General features: G+C 63.0%; 20 protein-coding genes and 1 tRNA gene. 16 read left to right on the top strand and 5 right to left on the bottom strand.

Annotation, left to right across the window (positions count from 1 at the left end):
• Positions 1 to 69: 69 nt before the first annotated feature.
• Both AC3WJP_RS27950 and AC3WJP_RS27945 read right to left on the bottom strand, forming a co-directional pair.
• On the bottom strand, positions 70 to 231 hold the full coding sequence (locus tag AC3WJP_RS27950; protein ID WP_493720353.1) for a hypothetical protein: 162 nt from the start codon (positions 229 to 231) through the stop codon (positions 70 to 72).
• Positions 232 to 448: 217 nt separating this feature from the next.
• A tRNA-Arg gene (locus AC3WJP_RS27945) sits at positions 449 to 525 on the bottom strand.
• A gap of 307 nt (positions 526 to 832) precedes the next feature.
• On the opposite strand from AC3WJP_RS27945, the gene gabD reads away from it, so the two are divergent.
• From gabD to AC3WJP_RS27930, 3 genes are all read left to right on the top strand, one after another.
• Positions 833 to 2,275 (top strand): NADP-dependent succinate-semialdehyde dehydrogenase, encoded by a 1,443-nt coding sequence (gene gabD / locus AC3WJP_RS27940; protein WP_493720354.1) that lies wholly within the window; start codon positions 833 to 835, stop codon positions 2,273 to 2,275.
• A gap of 176 nt (positions 2,276 to 2,451) precedes the next feature.
• The gene (gene gabT, locus AC3WJP_RS27935) at positions 2,452 to 3,732 is read left to right on the top strand and encodes a 4-aminobutyrate--2-oxoglutarate transaminase (protein ID WP_493720355.1); all 1,281 of its coding nucleotides are present in this window, start codon (positions 2,452 to 2,454) and stop codon (positions 3,730 to 3,732) included.
• A 114-nt stretch (positions 3,733 to 3,846) separates the two neighbouring features.
• Positions 3,847 to 5,052, top strand: a complete 1,206-nt coding sequence (locus tag AC3WJP_RS27930; protein WP_493720356.1) for an HDOD domain-containing protein — start codon at positions 3,847 to 3,849, stop codon at positions 5,050 to 5,052.
• Between the two features lie 213 nt (positions 5,053 to 5,265).
• Here the strand turns inward: AC3WJP_RS27930 and AC3WJP_RS27925 are convergent, their stop codons facing one another.
• A complete protein-coding gene (locus AC3WJP_RS27925) occupies positions 5,266 to 6,252 on the bottom strand; it encodes a GGDEF domain-containing protein (RefSeq protein ID WP_493720621.1) in 987 nt (328 codons plus the stop codon).
• A gap of 161 nt (positions 6,253 to 6,413) precedes the next feature.
• Positions 6,414 to 7,598, bottom strand: a complete 1,185-nt coding sequence (gene desA, locus AC3WJP_RS27920) for a delta-9 fatty acid desaturase DesA (RefSeq protein ID WP_493720622.1) — start codon at positions 7,596 to 7,598, stop codon at positions 6,414 to 6,416.
• Positions 7,599 to 7,743: 145 nt separating this feature from the next.
• Between desA and dibA the strand changes: the two genes are divergently transcribed.
• The 12 genes from dibA to AC3WJP_RS27860 all read left to right on the top strand — a co-directional run bounded on the left by dibA (position 7,744) and on the right by AC3WJP_RS27860 (position 22,038).
• Positions 7,744 to 9,648 (top strand): phosphodiesterase DibA, encoded by a 1,905-nt coding sequence (gene dibA, locus AC3WJP_RS27915; protein ID WP_493720357.1) that lies wholly within the window; start codon positions 7,744 to 7,746, stop codon positions 9,646 to 9,648.
• Positions 9,649 to 9,886: 238 nt separating this feature from the next.
• Positions 9,887 to 10,069, top strand: coding sequence for a sulfur starvation response protein OscA (gene oscA / locus AC3WJP_RS27910; protein WP_226505393.1), 183 nt, complete (start codon positions 9,887 to 9,889; stop codon positions 10,067 to 10,069).
• A gap of 70 nt (positions 10,070 to 10,139) precedes the next feature.
• The gene (locus tag AC3WJP_RS27905) at positions 10,140 to 11,150 is read left to right on the top strand and encodes a sulfate ABC transporter substrate-binding protein (RefSeq protein WP_493720358.1); all 1,011 of its coding nucleotides are present in this window, start codon (positions 10,140 to 10,142) and stop codon (positions 11,148 to 11,150) included.
• A gap of 133 nt (positions 11,151 to 11,283) precedes the next feature.
• Positions 11,284 to 12,102, top strand: coding sequence for a sulfate ABC transporter permease subunit CysT (cysT, locus tag AC3WJP_RS27900; RefSeq protein ID WP_493720359.1), 819 nt, complete (start codon positions 11,284 to 11,286; stop codon positions 12,100 to 12,102).
• Between the two features lie 13 nt (positions 12,103 to 12,115).
• Complete coding sequence (cysW, locus tag AC3WJP_RS27895) at positions 12,116 to 12,979, top strand: sulfate ABC transporter permease subunit CysW (protein ID WP_493720360.1); 864 nt, start codon at positions 12,116 to 12,118, stop codon at positions 12,977 to 12,979.
• A 3-nt stretch (positions 12,980 to 12,982) separates the two neighbouring features.
• A complete protein-coding gene (locus AC3WJP_RS27890; protein WP_493720361.1) occupies positions 12,983 to 13,972 on the top strand; it encodes a sulfate/molybdate ABC transporter ATP-binding protein in 990 nt (329 codons plus the stop codon).
• A gap of 221 nt (positions 13,973 to 14,193) precedes the next feature.
• On the top strand, positions 14,194 to 14,775 hold the full coding sequence (locus tag AC3WJP_RS27885; protein WP_493720362.1) for an alpha/beta hydrolase: 582 nt from the start codon (positions 14,194 to 14,196) through the stop codon (positions 14,773 to 14,775).
• A gap of 65 nt (positions 14,776 to 14,840) precedes the next feature.
• The gene (locus AC3WJP_RS27880; RefSeq protein WP_493720363.1) at positions 14,841 to 15,677 is read left to right on the top strand and encodes a sigma 54-interacting transcriptional regulator; all 837 of its coding nucleotides are present in this window, start codon (positions 14,841 to 14,843) and stop codon (positions 15,675 to 15,677) included.
• 101 nt (positions 15,678 to 15,778) lie between these two features.
• A complete protein-coding gene (locus tag AC3WJP_RS27875) occupies positions 15,779 to 16,564 on the top strand; it encodes a MetQ/NlpA family ABC transporter substrate-binding protein (RefSeq protein ID WP_493720364.1) in 786 nt (261 codons plus the stop codon).
• Positions 16,565 to 16,814: 250 nt separating this feature from the next.
• Positions 16,815 to 17,900, top strand: a complete 1,086-nt coding sequence (locus tag AC3WJP_RS27870) for an efflux RND transporter periplasmic adaptor subunit (RefSeq protein ID WP_493720365.1) — start codon at positions 16,815 to 16,817, stop codon at positions 17,898 to 17,900.
• Entirely contained in the window at positions 17,897 to 18,961 is a 1,065-nt protein-coding gene (locus tag AC3WJP_RS27865) for an efflux RND transporter periplasmic adaptor subunit (RefSeq protein ID WP_493720366.1), read from the top strand. The genes AC3WJP_RS27870 and AC3WJP_RS27865 overlap by 4 nt, the downstream gene beginning before the upstream one ends.
• Positions 18,958 to 22,038 (top strand): efflux RND transporter permease subunit, encoded by a 3,081-nt coding sequence (locus AC3WJP_RS27860; RefSeq protein WP_493720367.1) that lies wholly within the window; start codon positions 18,958 to 18,960, stop codon positions 22,036 to 22,038. Before AC3WJP_RS27865 ends, AC3WJP_RS27860 begins: the two co-directional genes overlap by 4 nt.
• Before the next feature lie 101 nt (positions 22,039 to 22,139).
• Here the strand turns inward: AC3WJP_RS27860 and AC3WJP_RS27855 are convergent, their stop codons facing one another.
• Positions 22,140 to 22,763, bottom strand: a complete 624-nt coding sequence (locus tag AC3WJP_RS27855) for a class I SAM-dependent methyltransferase (RefSeq protein ID WP_493720368.1) — start codon at positions 22,761 to 22,763, stop codon at positions 22,140 to 22,142.
• Positions 22,764 to 22,997: 234 nt separating this feature from the next.
• On the opposite strand from AC3WJP_RS27855, the gene epsC reads away from it, so the two are divergent.
• Positions 22,998 to 23,936, top strand: coding sequence for a serine O-acetyltransferase EpsC (gene epsC / locus AC3WJP_RS27850; protein WP_493720369.1), 939 nt, complete (start codon positions 22,998 to 23,000; stop codon positions 23,934 to 23,936).
• Positions 23,937 to 24,039 lie beyond the last annotated feature (103 nt).

Raw genomic sequence — 24,039 nt, 5'->3', positions numbered from 1 at the left:
TTCAACGAAGGGCTACCGCCTGCGGTCGCAGAGGAAAAACTCAATTCAGTGTCCGGGATCAGTTGACCACTACAGTCCACCGCCCTGTTCTGCCCAGCCGGAGTTAAAAGTGCGCAGCTTTTCGGGCGAAAGCCAGGTTTTCAGCTGTTTCGTCAATTCCCAGACCAGAGGCATTTCCGCATCGTAGGAAGCGCCAGCACCTAAAAAAAGCCCGGTTAATCCATTAGCCATAGTTGGAGGTCCTAGAGCTGGGTTGTAAGGCAGCGGCATGAGGCGTGGCTTGGAGGGGTTAGATGACGCTTCACCCCTTCAGATTTAAGCAGGTATGGCGCGATAGAACGAAAAAAGCCCCGGGCTTGATAGCCGGAGCCTTTCCTTCGCTGCACCCACCCTGCACCCATAAGGTTCAAAGCGGCCACTGCAATAGGGCTGAAAGCCCTGAATTTGTTGGTGCACCAGGCGGGATTCGAACCCACGACCCCTGCCTTCGGAGGGCAGTACTCTATCCAGCTGAGCTACTGGTGCAGCGCGGGCGCCATCATACCCATCTCGATACCCGTCGTCCATGGCGACGAACTGCACATCATTTCAGCATGTGTGTGGTCCAACCCCATGCCGTAAGTGGAAAAACCCACAGCGATGCCTAGACTTGTTCTTTTTTTCGAACGGGCTATTGTCCTTTGGCCCCATAGATCCTAGGATTCGTTTGAGATTTCAAACGCTATTGTCTGGTCGCTGAACTGCACCCACGCGTGCACGCCGTCGCTTCAGCCTGGGCACCTTTTCATATTCATCCTCGCGCCCGCCAACGGGTGCCGTTAAGGAAGCCGACATGCAGCTCAAAGATTCGTCCTTGTTCCGCCAGCAAGCCTATGTCGATGGTGCCTGGCTTGATGCGGACAGCGGTCAGACTATCAAGGTCAACAATCCGGCCACCAACGAAATCATCGGCACCGTGCCGAAAATGGGCGCAGCCGAGACTCGCCGTGCCATCGAAGCCGCCGACAAGGCACTGCCGGCCTGGCGTGCACTGACCGCCAAGGAGCGCTCGGGCAAGCTGCGTCGCTGGTTCGAACTGATGATCGAGAACCAGGATGACCTCGGTCGCCTGATGACCCTGGAGCAGGGCAAGCCGCTGGCCGAAGCCAAGGGCGAGATCGCCTACGCCGCCTCCTTTATCGAGTGGTTCGCCGAAGAAGCCAAGCGCGTCTACGGCGATACCATTCCAGGCCATCAACCCGACAAGCGCCTGATCGTCATCAAACAGCCGATCGGTGTGACCGCGGCGATCACGCCGTGGAACTTCCCGGCGGCGATGATCACCCGTAAAGCCGGCCCGGCCCTGGCCGCTGGCTGCACCATGGTGCTCAAGCCCGCTTCGCAGACGCCGTTCTCGGCGCTGGCGCTGGCCGAACTGGCCGAGCGTGCCGGTATCCCAAAAGGCGTGTTCAGCGTGGTTACCGGCAGCGCCGGCGACATCGGCAGCGAGCTGACCAGCAACCCTGTCGTGCGCAAGCTGAGCTTCACTGGCTCGACCGAAATCGGTCGCCAGTTGATGGCCGAATGCGCCAAGGACATCAAGAAGGTCTCGCTGGAACTGGGCGGCAACGCGCCCTTCATCGTGTTCGACGATGCGGATCTGGACAAGGCCGTCGAAGGCGCGATCATCTCCAAGTACCGCAACAACGGCCAGACCTGCGTGTGCGCCAACCGCCTGTATGTGCAGGACGGCGTCTACGAGGCCTTCGCCGAGAAGCTCAAGGTCGCGGTGTCCAAGCTCAAGATCGGTAACGGTCTGGAAGAAGGCATCACCACCGGCCCGCTGATCGATGACAAGGCCGTGGCCAAGGTCAAGGAGCACATCGCCGACGCCCTGAGCAAAGGCGCCAAGGTGCTGACCGGCGGCAATGCGCTGCAAGGCAGCTTCTTCGAGCCGACCGTGCTGGTCAACGTCTCCAAGGACGCCGCCGTCGCCAAGGAAGAGACCTTCGGCCCGCTGGCGCCGCTGTTCCGCTTCACCGACGAAGCCGAAGTCATCGCCATGGCCAACGACACCGAGTTCGGCCTGGCTTCGTACTTCTATGCCCGTGACCTGAGCCGCGTGTTCCGCGTGGCCGAGGCGCTGGAATACGGCATGGTCGGCATCAACACCGGTCTGATCTCCAACGAGGTCGCGCCGTTCGGTGGCATCAAGGCGTCGGGCCTGGGCCGCGAAGGCTCCAAGTACGGCATCGAGGACTACCTTGAAATCAAATACCTCTGCATTTCGGTCTGACCGGCAGCGGTATTACCACCCGTGGGGCGCGAGAGCGACGCTCCACGGGCGTTTGGCCTGCAAGACCCTTTTCCGGTCGGGAGGCCGTGGCAGTCGATCATCGTATGCTGCCACCGTTGACCCTGGCCGTTTTTGCCTTGAACCACGCCGACCGATGAGCGGCGAATGAGGACACCATGAGCAAGACCAACGAATCCCTGATGCAGCGCCGCGTCGCTGCCGTACCCCGCGGCGTGGGCCAGATCCATCCGATCTTCGCCGAGTCCGCGCAGAACGCCACTGTGACTGACGTCGAAGGCCGCGAGTTCATCGACTTCGCCGGCGGTATCGCTGTGCTCAACACCGGCCATGTGCATCCCAAAGTGATCGCCGCCGTCGAAGCGCAACTGCACAAGCTGACCCACACCTGCTTCCAGGTGCTGGCGTACGAGCCGTATGTCGAAGTGTGCGAAAAAATCAACGCCAAGGTGCCGGGCGATTTCGCCAAGAAGACCCTACTGGTTACCACTGGCTCCGAAGCGGTCGAAAACGCCGTGAAGATCGCCCGTGCCGCTACCGGCCGTGCTGGCGTGATCGCCTTCACCGGCGCCTATCATGGCCGCACCATGATGACCCTGGGCCTGACCGGCAAGGTGGTGCCGTACTCGGCCGGCATGGGCCTGATGCCAGGCGGCGTGTTCCGCGCCCTGTATCCATGCGAGCTGCATGGCATCAGCGTCGATGACTCCATCGCCAGCATCGAGCGCATCTTCAAGAACGATGCCGAGCCCAAGGACATCGCTGCCATCATCATCGAGCCGGTTCAGGGTGAAGGTGGTTTCTACGTGGCGCCGAAGGCGTTCATGACCCGTCTGCGCGCCCTGTGCGACCAGCACGGCATCCTCCTGATCGCCGACGAAGTACAGACCGGCGCTGGCCGTACCGGCACCTTCTTCGCCATGGAGCAGATGGGCGTGGTCGCTGACCTGACCACCTTCGCCAAGTCGATCGCCGGCGGTTTCCCGCTGGCCGGCGTGTGCGGCAAGGCCGAGTACATGGATGCCATCGCCCCCGGTGGTCTGGGCGGTACCTACGCGGGCAGCCCGATCGCCTGCGCCGCGGCGCTGGCGGTGATGGAAGTCTTTGAAGAAGAGCACCTGCTGGACCGCAGCAAGGCCGTGGGCGAGCTGATCGTCACCGAGCTCAAGGCGATTCAGGCCAAGTACCCGGTCATCGGCGATGTCCGCGCCCTGGGGGCGATGATCGCGGTCGAGCTGTTCGAAGGCGGCGACAGCCACAAGCCGAACGCTGCAGCCGTGGCTCAGGTGGTTTCCAAGGCTCGCGACAAGGGCCTGATCCTCCTGTCTTGCGGCACTTACGGCAATGTCTTGCGCATCCTGGTGCCGCTGACCGCACCGGACGAGCAACTGAAGAAAGGCCTGGCCATCATCGAAGAGTGCTTCGCCGAACTGGCGTGAAGTCTCATCGTTGAGTGAAAAAACCCGCTTCGGCGGGTTTTTTTTTGCACAAACGGCAATAACGGCCGTTAATAGAAAGATGAGTTGCCTTTTGATTGCAGGGAGCGAGCAAACATGAGCGTAGAGCCAGTGCCGGCGCCGCGAATACTGATTGCGGAGACCGACCCTTGGACCCGTGACCTCCTGACCCAGATCATCCTGACCGTGCGTTGCGACGCGGTGGTGGATGTGTGCGAGAACGGTCTGCAGGCCGTGGCGCGGTTGGCTCAACATCCTGATCTGGTGCTGGCGTCGCGCGAGCTGTCCGGTGTCGATGGCCTCGACCTGCTGCGCCACGCACGGCGCGCCAAGTCGGACCGCCCGTTGCCGTTCATCCTGATCAGCAATCGCAGTGACGCTGCCAGCGTGCGTGAAGCCTTGCCGCTGGCGCCCACCGCCTATCTGACCAAGCCGCTGAATGTCGACTCCCTGCGTCAACGGCTCGAAACCTTGCTGCTCAGCGGTGGCGAGCCGGTGTTTTGCGAGGTGCCGCCAATCATGCCGGGGATGGTCCTCAACCGTTTTCTCGACAGCCGCCGCGAGCAATCCGACGGCGCGCCGTTGCTGGCGGACGTGCAGGTGGCGGTCAAGCGCAGCCTGCAGGCCGATGGTCTGAACCTCAAGTTGTTGGAGGAAGAGGTGCGCGCCGATCCGCAGATCACCGCGGTGCTCATCGCCGCCGCCAACAGTGCGGCGCAGCATCGCGACGGCCCGGCGCAAACCCTGCTGCAGGCCATGAGTCGGCTGGGCGCGACCCAGAGCATGAACCTGATCCTCGGCCTGACGCTCAAGCGTGCCGCGCGGCTGAGCGATCCGCGCCTGGCCGAACACGCTGAGCATTATTGGGACCTGTCGTTGCACACGGCCGAATACGGTCGCACGCTGGCGCGTTTGATGAACCTCGATCAGGAGCGCTGCTATTGCGCCGGGCTGCTGCACTGCCTGGGCGATCTGGCGCTGCTGCGTTGCCTGCAGGAGTGGTGCCTGGCCGGTGGCAGCCTCAGCGAAGGCGATATCCCCAACGCCCTGAAGCAGTACGGTGCCGGGTTCGGCTCGGCGCTGCGTACACGCTGGCGGCTGCCGCTGGAATTGCGCGAGCTGATCGCGGCGATCTATCAGCTGGGCGGGGGCGTCTATTCGCGCGATGCGCTGGCGATGAACCTGGCGGCGCAGTTGGCTCGGCTCAAGCCGGAGGAGAATCTCGACGCAGTCATCAAGGGCAAGACTGCGCGGTTGTTGAAGATCAGCCCGGTGGAGCTGCAGAGGATGCGGCGTAACTGACTTGGCGGCGGGCTGATGGGCAGGCGTAATCAGTGCCGGCCTCTTCGCGGGCAAGCCCTGCTCCCACAGGCGGTTGAGCGGTTGACTTTATGGGAGCAGGGCTTGCCCGCGAAGGGGCCGCCGCTGTCTCCCACAGGCGGTTGAGCGGTTGACTCTGTGGGAGCAGGGCTTGCCCGCGAAGAGGCCGCCGCTATCTGCCCGGGGCTACGAGTCCTACGCCAGCACGATCTGATTCTTGCCTTGGCGCTTGGCCTGGTACATGGCCGCGTCGGCACGGGAAAACAACGCGTCGAGCATCTCGTCGTCCGGGCTCAGGTTGGTCAGCCCCTGGCTTACCGTGACGCCGTATTGCTTGCCGTTGTGGTTGAAGCTCAGGCGCTGGATCTCGCGTTGCAAACGCTCGGCAATCTGCTTGGCCATCTCCGGCGCGCAGCCCGGAAATACCGCGGCAAACTCTTCACCGCCGATACGCCCGAACAGATCGCCCCGACGCAATGCGCCTTTGCCGCTCTCGGCAATGCGCTGCAGCACCTGATCGCCCGCAGGGTGGCCATAGGAGTCGTTGATGATCTTGAAATCGTCTATGTCGAGCAGCAGGAAGCCCATGGGCGTGCCGTCCAGCCGAGCCTGTTCGAACTCGCGATGGGCGCACTCGAAAAAGTGCCGGCGGTTGCTGCTCTGGGTCAGCACGTCGGTGGTGGCCAGGCGTTGCAGCTCGCCTTCGAGGTGCTTTTTTTCGGTGATGTCTTCAGCGATGCCGACCACTATGACCTTGCTGGCATCCACCTGCTGATTGACGAAGCACTTGTCGCTGATCCAGCGCACCTGCCCGTCGGCGCGGATGATGCGGTACTCGCGGTCGACGATCGAGCCCTTCTCCAGCACCTCGGCCAGGGTACGTTCGGCGTAATCGAGGTCGTCGGGGTAGATGCTGTCACGCCACTCGTTGAAATCCGCCAGCAGCAAGCCTGCCGAACGCCCGAAAATACGCTCGTAGGCAGGGCTGACGTAGATCATCTGCTGGGTTTCCCAGTCGAACGCCCAGAGCACCGCATTGACGCTGACCAGCAGCGAGCTGAACAACTGCTCGCGCTCGCTCAGGCGTGCCACTTCTCCCTGCGCATGCATCAACGCCATCAAGGTTTCGGCGGCTTCGGGCATCTGCTGGAACGGAATCGAATGCGGTTTTTTTATACCCATCATGGGTGCATCTCAAAAGGCGTGGGGTCTATGGCGAAATGCGCTAGCGATAGGCAGCCACGGCACTGCCCGCTGACACGGCGAGTATGTCCTGAGAGTAAAAAAATGTTTCGAAGTTCCGACAAGCGCCCCCTATTTACGGGGGCGCGCCGATGGACGGCTCAGGTCAGAGAGGGTCGCAAGGAGTAGGTTTTGAGCTGCGCCGCGAACTCGCGCAACGATTGGATACCACTGGTTTCGGCATCCTGTACCCACTCCTTGATGGCCGCGAGCATGTCGTGGCCATTGGCGCTGGTGCGCGCCCAGATCAACTGCAGCGCCAAGCGCTTCTCATAGATCACCTTGAGCGCCTGACTGTGCTCCAGCATGCCCTGAATGCTGCGCTGGTGATGATCGTCGAGCAGGCTGGTTTCCCGCGACAGCAAGCGCTTGGCGCGGCGGAACTGGTGCCGTACCGACTGATCGACGCGATCGAGCTCCTGCTGCACCAGCGGGGCGATCACCAACTTGCGGTACTGCGCCATGATCTGGAAACGGTTGTTGAGGATGGCCATGGCGGTGTCCATGTCCAGATGGCCCTTGCCTTCGACCCGGTGGGCGATCGGGGCCACCCGTTGCACCTTGGCCAGGCGCAGGGCGCTGAAGATGCGGATCCACATCCAGCCCATGTCGAACTCCCACTTGCGTACCGACAGCTTGGCCGAGTTAGGGTAGGTGTGGTGATTGTTGTGCAGCTCTTCGCCGCCGATGATGATGCCCCAGGGGACCAGATTGGTGGCGGCGTCGCGGCACTCGAAGTTGCGATAGCCCAGCGCGTGGCCCAGGCCGTTGATGACACCTGCGGCCCAGAAGGGGATCCACATCATCTGCACGGCCCACACGGTCAAGCCGAGCGCGCCGAACAAGGCAAGATCGATGACCGCCATGATGGCGATGCCGCCTAGCTTGTAGCGGCTGTAGAGGTTGCGTTCGATCCAGTCCTCGGGGCAGTTCTTGCCGTAGATGCGCAATGTTTCCGGGTTTTGCGCTTCGGCGCGGTACAGCTCGGCGCCGGTACGCAGGACGGTGCCCAGGCCCTTGATGACCGGGCTGTGGGGGTCGTCGACGGTCTCGCACTTGGCGTGATGCTTGCGGTGGATGGCGGTCCACTCGCGGGTGTTCTGGCCCGTGGTCAACCACAGCCAGAAACGAAAGAAATGCTTGAGTCCGGCATTGAGCTCCAGTGAGCGGTGGGCCGAATAGCGATGCAGGTAGATCGTGACGCTGATAATGGTCACGTGGGTCAGCAACAGGGTGACAGCCACCAGTTGCCAGGCCGATAAATCGAGAAAACCGTTGTACCACATAGGCAAGAAAGCCCTCGGTAGAAGATGAAACCGTAACCGGCATTATCAACATGCGCCGGGATAAAACCAGTCGCGATTTTGGAGAATGGTGGCAGAATATCCCCTGCTTATAATTGCCGTTTCAGTGTAAGGGTTTTGCAACATAATGGCCGTACCCTCCCGGAATGCGCTGCGTGTAGCGCTGTCTTATCTGGCACTGTCGGTGCTTTGGTATGTGCTCACTGATCAAATATTGAGCAGATTTTTCGATGATTCCGTCCAGATTGCCCACGGGCAAATGATTAGCGGATATTTCTGGGTGGGGCTCAGCGCGCTGGTGCTGCTGTTCGCGCGTTCCCGATTGTTGCGCGACTTCGCTGCCGAAGGCTCTCAGCGCCGCGCCGAGCAAGACCGTTTACGCATGGCCGCCGCAGTGTTCGACAGCACCCTTGAAGGCGTGCTGGTGACCAATGCACAGGGCCTGATCGTGCACGTCAACCGTGCGTTCATGGATATCACCGGTTACTCCGATGAAGAAGTTATCGGCAGCAACCCGAGCAAGTTCAAGTCCGGTCGTCATGATCCTGCGTTCTATCAACAACTGTTCGCCGATCTCGATGCCAAGGGCGAATGGCATGGCGAAATCTGGAACCGGCGCAAAAGCGGCGAAGTGTACCCGCAATGGCAGACCATCCGTGTCATCCGCACGCCCCGCGGCGCCATCACCCATTACGTCGCGGTGTTTTCCGATGTCAGCGCCAGCAAGCGCTCGGCGCAGGAGCTGACGCGCCTCGCCCACCACGACCCGCTCACCGAACTGCCCAATCGCCTGCTGTTCAGTGATCGCGTCGAGCAGGCATTGAGCGCCGCGCGGGTGCATAAACGTAGTTGCGCGCTGCTGTTCATCGACCTCGACCATTTCCAGAGCGTCAATGATGGCCTCGGCCATGCCGCCGGTGATCGTTTGCTCAAGGCCGTCGCTCAGCGCTTGCAGGCTCTAATGGGCGAAAGCATGACCCTGGCGCGCCTGGGCGGCGACGAGTTCGCGGTGCTGATCGAGAACTGCGTGCAGGTCGCCCAGGCCGCCGAGCTGGCCCAGGAGCTGGTGACCACCCTCAAGGAGCCGATCACCCTCGACCAGCAGGTGCTGTTCATGGGCGCCAGCGTCGGCATCAGCCTGTTCCCCGACGACGCCAGCAGCACCGAGCAGTTGTTGCGCAATGCCGATTCGGCGCTGTTCAAGGCCAAAAACAGCGGGCGCGGCGGCTACGCCTTGTATACCGAGGCGCTGACAGCGCACGCGCGCCAGCGCCTCGAAGTGGGTGCCGAACTGCGTCGGGCCTTGCAGCAGCAGGAACTGCGCGTCTATTACCAACCAGTGCACGACCTCGGCAGCGGCCGCATGGTCGGGGTCGAGGCGCTGGTGCGCTGGCTGCACCCGCAGCGTGGACTGGTGCCGCCGATCGAGTTCATCCCGGTAGCGGAAGACAGCGGCTTGATCGTCGATATCGATCGCTGGGTGACCCGTCAGGCCTGCGAGCAGATGGTCGCCTGGCAGGCCGAAGGGCGCGCGCTGGAATTCATCGCGGTCAACCTCTCGAGCCGCCTGTTCGGTCACGCCGATCTGAACGCCGGTTTTGTCCAGGTCCTGGAGAGCACGGGCCTGGACCCGGCCCTGCTCGAGGTGGAAGTGACGGAAAGCGCGGTGATGGACGATCCGGATCGCGCTCTGGAGCAATTGCACGGCTTGCGCGCGCTGGGCCTGCGCCTGGCGATCGATGATTTCGGCACTGGCTATTCGTCGCTGCTGCGCCTCAAGCGCCTGCCCGTGCACAAGCTCAAGATCGACCAGGGCTTCGTCGCCGGCCTGCCAGATGATGAAGATGACATCGCCATTGTCCGTGCCATCATCGCCCTGGCCCACAGCATGGGCCTGCAGGTGCATGCCGAAGGCATCGAGCAGCCCGAGCAGGGCGAGTTTCTGCGCCGTCATGGCTGCGAACTTGGTCAAGGCTACGGCTTCGGTCGCCCGGTACCGCCCGAACAGCTCCATTTCACGCCCGCCCTGTAGCGAGGGGGCTTGCCCCCGAAAAATGGTGGCATCTGCACAGCAAGCGGCATGGCCCAAAATCGGCGGCAAGCCCCCTCGCTACAGGTCGGTGTCCGGGGTCGCTGGCGGCGTAAATGAACAACGTATATTTAGTTATATAAGCATTCTTAAATAGTCTTTTTAAGAATATCCGCCCTCTTTTATAGTTCGCTCAAGCCCTGCCCCCAGCAGAGCACCCCCTTGCCATAGGAGCATGATCATGAGCGCACCTCTGCGTAGTGTCGACGGACAGGACGAAGCCACCATCCTGCGTGAAATTCAAAGCGCGCTGCGTGACCTGCGCTTCGGTGCTGTGGAAATTACCGTGCACAACGCTCAGGTGGTGCAGATCGAGCGCAAGGAAAAATTCCGTCTCCAGCACCAGGGCAACAAGCCCAGCTGAGCCAATCGGCTACCGTTTCACCCAGAGCGCCCATCAGAAGCGCAGAACCAACTCTCCAGGAGCATCATTCATGTCGATTCGCCGTTATGCGTTGGCCGCCATCGCCAGCGCCGTATTTGCCGGTTCCGCCGTCGCCAAGGACTACGAACTGCTGAACGTTTCCTACGACCCGACCCGCGAGCTGTATCAAGAATACAACGCCGAATTCACCAGCTTCTGGACCAAGGATCACCCCGGCGACACCGTCAAGATCCAGCAATCCCACGGCGGTTCAGGCAAGCAGGGGCGTTCGGTGATCGACGGCCTGCGCGCGGACGTGGTGACCCTGGCGCTGGCCGGTGACATCGACGAAATCGCCAAGCTCGGCAAGACGCTGCCCGAGAACTGGCAGACCCGCCTGCCGGATGCCAGCACGCCGTACACTTCGACCATCGTGTTCCTGGTGCGCAAGGGCAACCCGAAAAACATCAAGGACTGGGGCGATCTGACCAAGGATGGCGTGTCGGTCATCACGCCTAACCCGAAAACCTCCGGCGGCGCGCGCTGGAACTTCCTGGCGGCGTATGCCTACGGCCTGAAAGCCAACGGCGGCGACGAAACCAAGGCCAAGGAATACCTCAAGACCCTGTTCAAGCACGTCCCTGTGCTGGACACCGGTGCTCGCGGTTCGACCATCACCTTCGTCAACAACGGTCAAGGTGACGTGCTGCTGGCCTGGGAAAACGAAGCGCACCTGGCGCTGAAAGAGGACGGCGGCGACGCCAAGTTCGACATCGTCACGCCGTCGCTGTCGATCCTGGCCGAGCCACCGGTCGCCGTGGTCGACAAGAACGCCGAGAAAAAGGGCAACGCAGAGATCGCCAAGGCGTACCTCGAGCACCTGTACAGCCCGGCGGGCCAGGAAATCGCGGCGAAGAACTTCTACCGTCCGCGTGACGAGAAAGTCGCCGCCAAATACGCTGCGCAATTTCCGAAACTCAACCTGGTGACTATCGACAAGGACTTCGGCGGCTGGAAAACTGCACAGCCGAAATTCTTCAACGATGGCGGGATCTTCGACCAGATCTATCAGGCGCAGTAACTGACACCTGTAGCGAGGGGGCTTGCCCCCGAAAAACTTCGAACCGCCGATGGATAGGGGTGGGGCGGGAATTTTTCGGGGGCAAGCCCCCTCGCTACACGACGTTTGTCGTTTCGTTCAACCAAGGACCACTATGTCGCGTCGTATCTCCCCCGTCATACCCGGCTTCGGGCTGACGCTGGGCTACACCATCGTGTACCTCAGTCTGATCGTGTTGATTCCGCTGGCGGCGATGTTCGTCCATGCCGCCCACCTGACCTGGGACCAGTTCTGGACCATCGTCACCGCGCCACGGGTGCTGGCGGCGCTCAGGTTGAGCTTCGGTACCGCGTTTGCCGCGGCCGTCATCAACGGCATCATCGGTACCCTGCTGGCCTGGGTGCTGGTGCGCTACACCTTCCCCGGTCGCAAGATCATCGACGCCATGATCGATCTGCCCTTCGCCCTGCCCACGGCAGTGGCCGGCATCGCCCTCACGGCGCTGTATGCGCCTAACGGCCTGGTCGGCCAGTTCGCCACCGACCTGGGTTTCAAGATCGCCTACTCGCCGCTGGGCATCACCCTCGCGCTCACATTCGTGACCCTGCCGTTCGTGGTTCGCACGGTGCAGCCAGTGCTCGCCGACATCCCCCGGGAAGTCGAAGAGGCCGCCGCCTGCCTGGGCGCCAAGCCGCTGCAGGTGTTTCGCCACATTCTTGTGCCGGCGCTGCTGCCGGCCTGGCTGACCGGCTTTGCGCTGGCGCTGGCACGGGGCGTGGGCGAATACGGATCGGTGATTTTCATCGCCGGCAACATGCCGATGAAAACCGAGATCCTGCCGCTGCTGATCATGGTCAAGCTCGATCAATACGACTACACCGGCGCCACCGCCATCGGCGTGATGATGCTGGTGGTTTCCTTCATCATGCTGCTGCTGATCAACTTGCTGCAGCGGCGTATCGAAACCCCTTGAAGGAGCGCTGAACATGTCTTCATCCACTACTTCGGCGGCCAATGCCGCACGGCGTGGCAGCGTACTGTCGCGGCGCATCCTGATCTCTTTGGGGTGGCTGGTGTTCGCGCTGTTCCTGTTGCTGCCGCTGTTCATCGTGGTGTCCCAAGGGCTGAAGTCCGGGCTGGGCGCCTTTTTTACCGCGATTTTCGAGCCCGATGCGTTATCGGCGCTGAAGCTGACCGTGCTCGCGGTGGTCATCTCGGTGCCGCTCAACCTGCTGTTCGGGGTGTGCGCGGCCTGGTGCGTGAGCAAGTACAGCTTCCGCGGCAAGACCATCCTGGTGACTTTGATCGACCTGCCGTTCTCGGTCTCGCCGGTGATTGCCGGTCTGGTCTATGTGCTGATGTTCGGTGCGCAAGGTCTGCTGGGCCCCTGGCTGCAGGATCACGACATCCAGATCGTCTTCGCCCTGCCTGGCATCGTGCTGGCGACCATCTTCGTCACCGTGCCCTTCGTCGCGCGCGAGCTGATCCCGCTGATGCAGGAGCAGGGCACTCAGGAAGAAGAAGCCGCGCGTCTGCTCGGCGCCAACGGCCTGCAGATGTTCTGGTACGTGACCGTGCCCAACATCAAGTGGGGCCTGATCTACGGGGTGGTGCTCTGTACCGCGCGGGCCATGGGCGAGTTCGGCGCGGTGTCGGTGGTGTCGGGGCATATCCGCGGGGTGACCAACACCTTGCCGTTGCACGTCGAGATTCTCTACAACGAATACAACCATGTGGCCGCGTTCGCGGTGGCCAGCCTCCTGCTGATCCTGGCGCTCTTCATCCTGCTGCTCAAGCAGTGGAGCGAGTCCCGTATTAACCGCCTGCGCAATAGCGCCGCGGAGGAATAATTCATGTCGATCGAAGTGCGTAACGTCAGCAAACGATTCAATGCCTTCCAGGCCCTCGACCGCATCGATCTGGACATCCAGAGCGGCGAGTTGGTGGCGCTGCTGGGCCCGTCGGGCTGTGGCAAGACCACCCTGCTGCGCATCATCGCCGGGCTGGAGACCCCGGATCAGGGCAATATCGTCTTCCACGGCGAAGACGTCTCGGGTCATGACGTGCGTGATCGCAACGTCGGGTTCGTGTTCCAGCACTACGCTCTGTTTCGCCACATGACGGTATTCGACAACGTCGCCTTCGGCCTGCGCATGAAGCCCAAGGGTGAGCGCCCGAACGAGACCCGCATCGCCGAAAAAGTCCACGAACTGCTGAACATGGTGCAGCTCGACTGGCTGGCCGACCGCTATCCCGAGCAGTTGTCCGGCGGCCAGCGCCAGCGTATCGCCCTGGCCCGCGCGCTGGCGGTGGAGCCCAAGGTGCTGCTGCTCGACGAGCCCTTCGGCGCCCTCGACGCCAAGGTGCGCAAGGAGCTGCGCCGCTGGCTGGCGCGCTTGCACGAGGACATCAACCTGACCTCGGTATTCGTCACCCACGACCAGGAAGAAGCCATGGAAGTGGCAGACCGCATCGTGGTGATGAACAAGGGCAAGATCGAGCAGATCGGCTCGCCGGGGGAGGTCTACGAGAACCCGGCCAGCGATTTCGTCTATCACTTCCTCGGCGACTCCAACCGCTTGCACCTGGGCGGTGAGGAGCATGTGCTGTTCCGTCCGCACGAGGTGTCGCTGTCGCGCAGCGAGCTCGAAGACCACCATGCCGCCGAAGTGCGGGACATCCGCCCACTGGGCGCGACCACACGAGTGACGCTGAAGGTGGAGGGGCAGCCGGACTTGATCGAAGCCGAGGTGGTCAAGGATCACGACAGCCTGGTCGGCCTGGCGCGCGGGGAGACGTTGTTCTTCAAGCCGAAGGTATGGCAGAAAGTCGCCAACGTTTAAGCCGTTGTAGCGGGGGGGCTTGCCCCCGAAAGATATTCGCTTCGCCTTGAAATATCGGGGTGGCGGATTTTTTCGGGGGCAAGCCCCCTCGCTACAGGGCGGTAATAAATCTGGAATAAGAGTTTGGTTATTAATAAATAGCTTCTTATTCCTTAGAGGATATAAACCTCCCCTTTATACTGGCCCCCTGACAACGTATTTTTTGGCAGGAGGCTTCTCTCATGCGCAACGATTCCATCCGCTACCTGATCGTGCCCGGCTGGCAAGGCTCCGCCGATGACCATTGGCAGAGCCACTGGCAGCGCAGCCTGCCGAACAGCAGCCGGGTCGAGCAGGCCGACTGGATGACGCCGTCGTGCGCGGACTGGGTCGCGGCGCTGGAACAATCCATCGTGGCGGCCGCCGGCCCGGTCATCCTCATCGCTCACAGCCTGGGCTGCATGGCGGTGGTGCACTGGGCCGCGCAGGCGCCTCGGGCCCTGCTGCAACAGGTGCAGGGCGTGCTGCTGGTGGCGCCGGCCGATGTCGAGCGGCCCAACTGCCCGCCCGCGCTGCAGAATTTCGCGCCGATCCCGCGGCACTTGCTGCCGTTCCCCAGCCAGGTGGTGAGCTCCGACAACGACGCGGCCATCAGTGCGCCGCGGGCGATGGAACTCGCCCGCGACTGGGGCGCCGAAATCGGCATCCTGACCGGTGCTGGCCACATCAACGTCAAGTCCGGGCATCAGCGCTGGGAGCAGGGATTCGCCTACCTGTACCGCCTGCAAAGCCGTCTGGAGCAGGGTTCGCTGCGCCGCGCCTGACCTAAATCCTGACATCCGTTTTCTGATAACGCTGGCACCCCGTGGGGTGGCGGCGGGAGCTTTCCATGAGTGCGCAAGACCCGTTTGCCCAGCCGCTGCTGACTTTCCCGGACGCCGAAAAAAGCCCCCTGAGCATCCGCGCCAAGGCGCTGGTGTTCGTCGACCCTCGCTCGCGGCAACTGCGCGAGCAACTCGAGACCCTGGCGCCGAAGTCGGTGCCGGTGCTGATCCATGGTGAAACCGGAACGGGCAAGGAGTTGCTGGCCCGGCACATTCATCGCGGCAGCGATCGTGCGGGCTTGTTCGTCTCGGTCAATTGCGGCGCGATCAGCCCCACCTATGCCGATGCCGAATTGTTCGGCTACGCCGCCGGTGCCCACAGCGGCTTGGTCAGCAGCCGTGCCGGCTGGTTCGGTTCGGCCAACGGCGGCACCCTGTACCTGGACGAAATCGGCGATCTGCCGCTGTCGATTCAGACCAAACTGCTGGCTGCCCTGGAAAACCACGAAGTCACGCGGGTTGGCGCCCATCAGCCCAGCCCCGTCGATGTGCGCCTGGTAGCCGCCACCAGCATCGATCTGTCCATGGCCGTGGCGGCGGGTAAATTCCACGAGCGTCTGCTTCGTTATCTGCATGAAGGTGTGCTGGAGTTGCCGCCGCTGCGGGATCGTCCGGGTGATATTCCCTCGCTGGCCGAATATTTCCTCGGTATCTACAGCCAGCGCCTGGGCCTTGCGGTGCCATTGATCAGCGAGGCGGCGCAGCAGTTGCTCGATCGGCATCCATGGCCGGGGAACACTCGGGAACTGGAGAACGTCATACATTTCGCCCTGTTGGTCTGCAGCGCTGATGTGATCTTGCCCGAGCACCTCAATCTGCCGATCGGGCTTGCTATCAAATAGCTATAACCTCCTGATTAAATGGTATTTCTGTATCGTTACCGAAGCCGGTATCGTCGCGCGCAAGCCAGCTTGCTGGCGCCCTTATAAAATCGAGATCACCCATGAAAAAGACTTTGTTGTTGACCGCTTTCGCCGCCGCCCTGTCCCTGGCGGGCTTCGCCCATGCCGGCGAGAAACTGGTCGTCGCGGCCACGCCGATCCCGCACGCGGAAATCCTCGAGCTGATCAAACCGACCCTGGCCAAAGAAGGCGTGGATCTGGAAATCAAAGTCTTCACCGACTACGTGCAACCGAACGTACAGGTCGCCGAGAAGCACCTGGACGCCAACTACTTCCAGACCAAGCCGTACCTGGACAACTTCAACAAGGGCAAAGGCACCAATCTGGTGACCGTCATCGGCGTGCACGTCGAACCCTTCGGCGGTTACTCGAAAAAGGTCACCAAACTCGCTGATCTCAAGGACGGTGCCACTGTGGCCATCCCGAACGAGGGCAGCAACAGCGGCCGTGCCTTGCTGCTGCTGCAAAAGGCCGGCTTGATCACCCTGAAGGACCCGAGCAACGCTCTGGCCACCCCGAAAGATATCGTCAAGAACGACAAGCACCTGAAGTTCAAGGAGCTTGAATCAGCCATGCTGCCGCGCGTGCTGGACCAGGTCGATCTGGACATGATCAACACCAACTACGCGCTGGAAGCCGGCCTGAACCCTGCCAAGGATGCGCTGGTGATCGAAGGCGCCGATTCGCCGTACGTGAACTTCCTGGTGGCCCGTCCTGACAACCAGAACAGCGACGCCATCCAGAAGCTGTCCAAGGCGTTGACCAGCCCTGAAGTCAAAGCCTTCATCCAGGAAAAATACAAAGGCGCGGTATTGCCCGCCTTCTAAGCCTCGAAACCTGTAGCGAGGGGGCTTGCCCCCGAAAGATGGCCGCCCCCCTCGAAATATCAGGGCGGCGGAGTCTTTCGGGGGCAAGCCCCCTCTCTGCATCTGACCATGGCGTATCCGCCAAAGTTGAGTTCAGGCGTGCCCTGCCTGCATGGCAAATGCTATAAGGAACCCTTTCACCCGGCCCGCAGTCGCATAGTCACTGCGCGCTACCCCCCCTGACCATTTCAGCGCACGCAAAGGAGCCTGCATGGCTGTCTCGTTCTCTAGGCTGCGGCTCGGTTTGTGCCTGGCCAGCCTCCTGGCCCTTGCTGCCTGCGACGACGCCCCGCCGGCGGCGCCCGAGCTGGTGCGCGTGCGGGTACAGCCGGTGCAACCCGCCGATTTCGCCAGCACCGCCAACATGACCGGTGACATTCAGGCCCGCGTGCAGACCGAACTGTCGTTCCGCGTGAACGGCAAGATCATCCAGCGCAAGGTCGATGTCGGCGATCGGGTCACCGCCAAACAGGTGCTGGCGCAACTCGATCCCAAGGACCTGCAGGTCAATGTCGACTCCGCCAAGGCCGAAGTAGGCGCCGAGCAAGCGCGGGTCAAGCAGACCCAGGCAGCCTTTGAGCGCCAGGCCAAATTGCTGCCCAAGGGCTACACCAGCCGCAGTGAATACGATTCCGCCCAGGCCTCCCTGCGCAGCAGCCAAAGCGCCCTGGCCGCCGCCAACGCGCAGTTGGCCAATGCCCGCGAGCAGCTGAGTTATACGGCGCTGGTGGCCGATGCTCCTGGCGTCATCACCGCGCGCAAGGCCGAGGTCGGGCAGGTGGTGCAGGCCACCGCGCCGATTTTCAGCCTGGCCCGCGATGGCGAGCGCGATGCGGTGTTCAACGTCTACGAGTCGCTGTTCGTGCAGCCGCCTACCGATCAGCCAGTCACGGTAAGCCTGCTCGACAACCCGGCAATCAAGGCCAGCGGGCGCATTCGTGAAATCACTCCGGCGGTCTCCGCCGATACCGGCACCCTGCAGGTCAAGGTGGCGCTGACCCAGGTGCCCGCGCAGATGCCGCTGGGCGCGGTGGTCAGCGGCGCGCTGGTCGGCCAGGGCAAATCCAGCGTGTCGCTGCCCTGGGCCGCGTTGACCAAGGACGCCAAGGACCCGGCCGTATGGCTGGTCGACAACGACAGCAAGGTGGCCTTGCAGCGGGTCACGGTGGGCCGCTACCTCACCGGCCAGGTGATCATCAGCGATGGCCTGGATCAAGGTCAGCGCGTGGTGGTCGCCGGTGGCCAGTTGCTGCACCCCGGGATGCAGGTTGAAGTGGCCGACGAGGTCAAGCAATGAGACGGATGTTGCTCCTCGGTTGTCTGTTGCTGTGTGCCTGCTCCAAACAAGAACCGCCGCCCGAGCCCGTGCGCCCGGTGCTCTCCATGCTGGTCAGCGCGCAGGATCAGGCGCAGCTGGGGCGTTTTGCCGGCACCATCGAAGCGCGCTATCAGAGCACCTTGGGCTTCCGTGTGGGCGGGCGCATCGCTCGCCGCGAAGTCGACGTCGGCGCGCAGGTGCAGGCCAATCAGCTGCTGGCCGTGCTCGATCCCACCGATCAACAGAACCGCCTGCGTTCCAACCAGGGCGACCTCGCCCGGGTCGAGGCGCAATACATCAATGCCCAGGCCAATGCCCGGCGTCAGCAAGAGCTGTTCGACCGTGGCGTCGGCGCCCAGGCCGGGTTGGACATCGCCCTGACCGACCTGAAAACCGCCAAGGCCTCCCGTGATCAAGCCCAGGCCGCCGTCAGCCAGGGCCGCGACGAGCTCAGCTACAGCGAGCTGCGCGCCGATCACGCCGCCATCGTCACTCAATGGCAGGCCGAGGCCGGGCAGACTGTCGCCGCGGGCCAGCAGATCGTTACCCTGGCGCGCCCGGACATCAAGGAAGCGGTCATCGACCTGCCGTCCGAGCTGGCCTCGCGCTTGCCCTTGGGGGTGCAGATGCAGGTGTCGGCGCAGCTAGACCCGAGCCAGCAGACCACCGGCGTGGTCCGGGAAATCGAACCCCAGGCCGACAGCAGCACCCGCACTCGCCGCGCACGCCTGACATTGGCCGACACCCCTGCAGGCTTTCGCCTCGGCACCGCCATCAGCGTGACCCTCAGCAGCGCCATTGCGCCGCAGATCGAACTGCCGCTCAGCACCCTGTTGGAAAACGACGGCAAGACCCAGGTGTGGGTAGTCGATCCGCAAGCCAGTACCGTGTCGGTGCGTGACGTTCAAGTGCTCTCGCGCAGCGCCAGCCTCGCCTTGATCGGCAGCGGCGTGAAGCCCGGCGAGCGCGTGGTGACCGCTGGCGTACACAGCCTCAAACCGGGCCAGAAAATAAAAATAGATGAGGAAGGCCCGCAATGAAAGGGAGCTTCAACCTGTCCGACTGGGCCATCAAGCACCAGTCGTTCGTGTGGTACCTGATGTTCGTCGGTCTGCTGATGGGGGTGTTTTCGTACCTCAATCTGGGCCGCGAGGAAGACCCATCCTTCACCATCAAGACCATGGTCATCCAGACCCGCTGGCCCGGTGCGACGCAGGAGGAGACCCTGAAGCAGGTGACCGACCGCATCGAGAAGAAACTCGAAGAGCTCGACTCCCTCGACTACACCAAAAGTTACACCCGCCCCGGCGAGTCCACGGTATTCGTGTACCTGCGCGACACCACCAACGCCAAGGCCATTCCGCAGATCTGGTACGAAGTCCGCAAGAAGATCGACGACATTCGCAGCGAATTCCCTCAAGGCCTGCAAGGGCCGGCGTTCAACGACGAATTCGGTGACGTGTTCGGGTCCATCTATGCCTTCACCGCCGACGGCATGAGCATGCGCCAGCTGCGCGATTACGTGGAGCAGGTGCGCAGCGACATCCGCTCGGTGCCGGGCCTGGGCAAGGTGCAGATGATCGGCGCCCAGGACGAGGTGATCTACCTCAACTTCTCGACCCGCAAGCTGGCGGCGCTGGGGCTGGATCAGAACCAGGTGGTGCAGGCGCTGCAGGCCCAGAATGCGGTGACTCCGGCCGGGGTCATCGAGGCTGGTCCGGAGCGCATCAGCGTGCGCACTTCGGGGCAGTTCAAATCGGAAAAGGACCTCGAGAACGTCAATCTGCGGGTCAACGACCGCTTCTATCGCCTTGCCGATGTGGCCGAGATCGTGCGCGGCTACACCGATCCGCCCAAGCCGCTGTTCCGCTACAACGGCCAGCCGGCCATCGGCCTGGCCATTGCCATGCTCAAAGGTGGCAACATTCAGTCGTTCGGCAAGGCGCTGCACGAGCGCATGACCGCATCCACCGCCGATCTGCCGGTGGGCGTGGGCGTGCATGTAGTGTCGGATCAGGCAGAGGTGGTGGAGAAAGCCGTCGGCGGCTTCACCAGTGCGCTGTTCGAGGCAGTGGTCATCGTGCTGATCGTGAGTTTCATCAGCCTGGGGATGCGTGCCGGATTGGTGGTGGCCTGCTCGATCCCGCTGGTGCTGGCCATGGTGTTCGTGTTCATGGAGTACAGCGGCATCACCATGCAGCGGATTTCCCTGGGCGCGCTGATCATCGCCCTCGGCCTGCTGGTGGACGACGCCATGATCACCGTGGAGATGATGGTCACCCGCCTCGAAAAGGGCGATACCCGCGAGCAGGCGGCGACCTACGCCTATCACTCGACCGCCTTCCCGATGCTCACCGGCACCCTGGTGACGGTGGCGGGCTTCGTGCCCATCGGCCTCAACAACAGCTCGGCCGGCGAATACACCTTCACCCTGTTCGCGGTGATCGCCGTGGCGATGCTGGTGTCCTGGGCGGTGGCCGTGGTGTTTGCGCCGGTGATCGGCGTGCACATCCTCAGCAGCAAGACCATCAAGCCCCACAGCGACGAGCCCGGGCGCATCGGCCGCGGCATGAATCACGGCCTGCTGTTCGCCATGCGCCACCGCTGGTTGACCATCGGCTTCACCATCCTGCTGTTCGCCGTGGCGCTGTTCTGCATGCGTTTCGTGCAGAACCAGTTCTTCCCGTCGTCCGATCGCCCGGAAGTGCTGGTCGACCTCAACCTGCCGCAGAACGCCTCGATCAACGAGACGCAGCGCACCGTGGATCGCCTCGAGGCGATGCTCAAGGACGACCCGGATATCGCGCGCTGGAGCACCTACATCGGCCAGGGCGCGATTCGTTTCTACCTGCCGCTCGACCAGCAGCTCGAGAACCCCTACTACGCGCAGCTGGTGATCGTCAGCAAAGGCCTTGAACAGCGCGGCGCCTTGATCACGCGGTTGCGCGAGCACCTGCGCAAGGATTTCGTCGGCATCGGCAGCTACGTGCAGACGCTGGAGATGGGCCCACCGGTGGGGCGGCCGATCCAGTATCGGGTCAGCGGCAAGGACCTCGATCAGGTGCGCAAGCATGCCATCGAGCTGGCGGCCTTGCTTGATGGCAATCCGCATATCGGCGACACCATCTACGACTGGAACGAGCCCGGCAAAGTGCTGCGCATCGATATCGCTCAGGACAAGGCCCGGCAACTGGGGCTGTCGTCCGAAGACGTGGCCAAGCTGATGAACAGCATCGTCAGTGGCGCGGCGGTGACCCAGGTCAACGACGATATCTATCTGGTCAACGTGATCGGCCGCGCCGAGGATGCCGAACGCAACTCGCCGGAGACTCTGCAGAACCTGCAGATCGTCACCCCCCGTGGCGTGTCCATCCCGCTGCTGGCGTTCGCCACCGTGCGTTACGAGCTTGAACAGCCGCTGGTGTGGCGCCGCGATCGGCACCCGACCATCACCCTCAAGGCGGCGGTGCGTGATCAGATCCAGCCGACCGACCTGGTGACCCAGCTCAAGCCGCAGATCGACAAGTTCGCCGCCGGCCTGCCGCCGGGTTACAAGGTGGCCACCGGCGGCACGGTGGAGGAGAGCGGCAAGGCCCAGGGGCCGATCGCCAGCGTGGTGCCGTTGATGCTGTTCTTGATGGCGACCTTCCTGATGATCCAGCTGCACAGCGTGCAGAAGATGTTCCTGGTGGCCAGCGTGGCGCCGCTGGGGCTGATCGGTGTGGTGCTGGCGCTGGTGCCGACCGGCACGCCCATGGGCTTCGTGGCGATCCTGGGGATTTTGGCGCTGATCGGCATCATCATCCGCAACTCGGTGATTCTGGTGACCCAGATCGACGAGTACGAGCGCGACGGTTATCTACCGTGGGACGCGGTGGTCGAGGCCACCCAGCACCGCCGCCGGCCGATTCTGCTGACGGCAGCGGCTGCCAGCCTGGGCATGATCCCCATTGCCCGCGAAGTGTTCTGGGGGCCGATGGCCTACGCGATGATCGGCGGCATCATCATCGCCACGCTGCTGACCTTGCTGTTCTTGCCGGCGCTGTATGTGGCCTGGTATCGGATCAAGGAGCCGAAGGAGGGTGAGCGCAAGGAATCGCGCCCGGCTGACGCGTAATTCCCCTGTAGCGAGGGGGCTTGCCCCCGAAAATCGTATCAGCACTATCTGGGTGTCTGACACGCCGAATCGGGGGCAAGCCCCCTCGCTACAGAGGCGCGCTAGCGGCGCCACACGCTGGCCAGCCAGGGCTGCTGCTCGCGTGGCAGGCCGGCGGGGCGGTAGTAGTGCTCCAGCTCGCTGAAGCCGGCGGCGGTCAGCAGCGCCGTCCAGTTGTGCAGATCGTGGTACGCGCCGTAGCGCTGGCCCTTCCAGCCTTCCTGGTTGTTGCCCCGCGGGTTCGAGCTGAACAACGCGCCACCGGGCTTGAGGCTGGCATGGAGCTGGCGCAGGACCCTGGGCAACTCCTGAGCAGGCACGTGGAACAGCGAGGCGTTGGCGAAGATGCCATCGAAACGTTCGGCGGGCAGATCCAGGTGCAGAAAGTCCTGATGCCAGACCTCGCAGCCACTGTCGGCCCGGGCCATCTCGGCGAAGCGCTGGGTGCCGTCGAGACCGACCGCAATATGCCCCATGCGGGTGAAGGTCTGCAGGTCGCGTCCGGGCCCGCAGCCGAAATCGAGAATATGCCACGGGGTAGGGCCCTGCAGATGACGCAGCAGGGCCTCGATGTTCTGGCTGACGTCGTGGTCGCGGGTGCCCTGGCGAAAGTCTTCGGCGACCGCTTCGTAGTTGCCCAGGGTAGAGGCGGTGATTTTTTCGAGGTCGTGGGGTTCGAGTTTCATGGCGCTGTCGGTGGCTGAACGAATGGGCTAGATGATAGGGCAACAACCTGTAGCGAGGGGGCTTGCCCCCGAAAATCGTATGCGCGCCGTCGGGGTGTCTGACACGCCGAATCGGGGGCAAGCCCCCCCGCTACAGGTGTATGGCGCGTGGAGTGCGGTACCGGCCGGCTTTGTGCCCACAGGCCTTTATGGCGTAATGTGTCAGCCCCCGTCGTGAGCACAGGAGTAGTCAACGTGAGTGATTCCCCTCAAGGCCGTGCCGGCCATTGGCACCTGAACGACATCGTCGCGCAACTGCGCAGCGCCCGCGAGCAGTGGCGTGGCCAGAACGGCCGCAGCTGCGGCGCCCAGGGTGGCCGCGAACTGCCTTCGCGCGACGCCATGGCGACGCTGCTCGAACAGCTCTGCGGCGCGCTGTTCCCGATGCGCCTGGGCCCCGTGGACCTGCGCGAGGAAAGCGAAGACTTCTACGTCGGCCACACCCTCGATGCGGCGCTCAATGCCTTGCTCGTGCAGGCGCGGCTCGAGTTGCGCTACGCCACCCGCCAGGAGCCGTGCAACAACGACGCGGTGGACGCCCAGGCCGTGCGCCTGGTGCAGGCCTTTGCCGCTGCTTTGCCCGGCCTGCGCCGCCTGCTCGACAGCGACGTGCTGGCGGCCTACCAGGGTGACCCGGCGGCGCGCAGCGTCGATGAGGTGCTGCTGTGCTACCCGGGGATACTGGCGGTGATCCATCACCGGCTGGCCCATCACCTGTACCGGGCGGGCTTGCCGTTGCTGGCGCGGATCAGTTCCGAGATCGCCCATTCCGCGACGGGTATCGATATCCACCCAGGGGCGCAGATCGGCGGCAGTTTCTTTATCGACCATGGTACGGGTGTGGTCATCGGCGAAACCGCCATCATCGGCGAGCGGGTGCGCATCTACCAGGCAGTGACCCTGGGCGCCAAGCGCTTCCCGGCGGATGAGTCGGGGCAGTTGCAGAAAGGCCTGCCGCGTCACCCGATCGTCGAGGACGACGTGGTGATCTACGCCGGCGCGACCATTCTGGGGCGAATCACCATCGGCAAGGGCTCGACCATCGGCGGTAATGTGTGGCTGACCCGCAGCGTGCCGGCGGGGAGCAACCTGACCCAGGCGAATCTGCAACATGACGATGGCACGCAGAAGTAACAGGGCATTGCATATCACTCTGTGGTGAGGGGGGGGGGGGGGGGGGGGGGGGGGGGGGGGGGGGGGGGGGGGGGGGGGGGGGGGGGGGGGGGGGGGGGGGGGG

Source organism: Pseudomonas sp. GW821-FHT01A09, from assembly GCF_058986725.1.
Note: the sequence above shows the minus strand (reverse complement) of the source record. Positions and strands in the feature narration are given on the sequence as shown.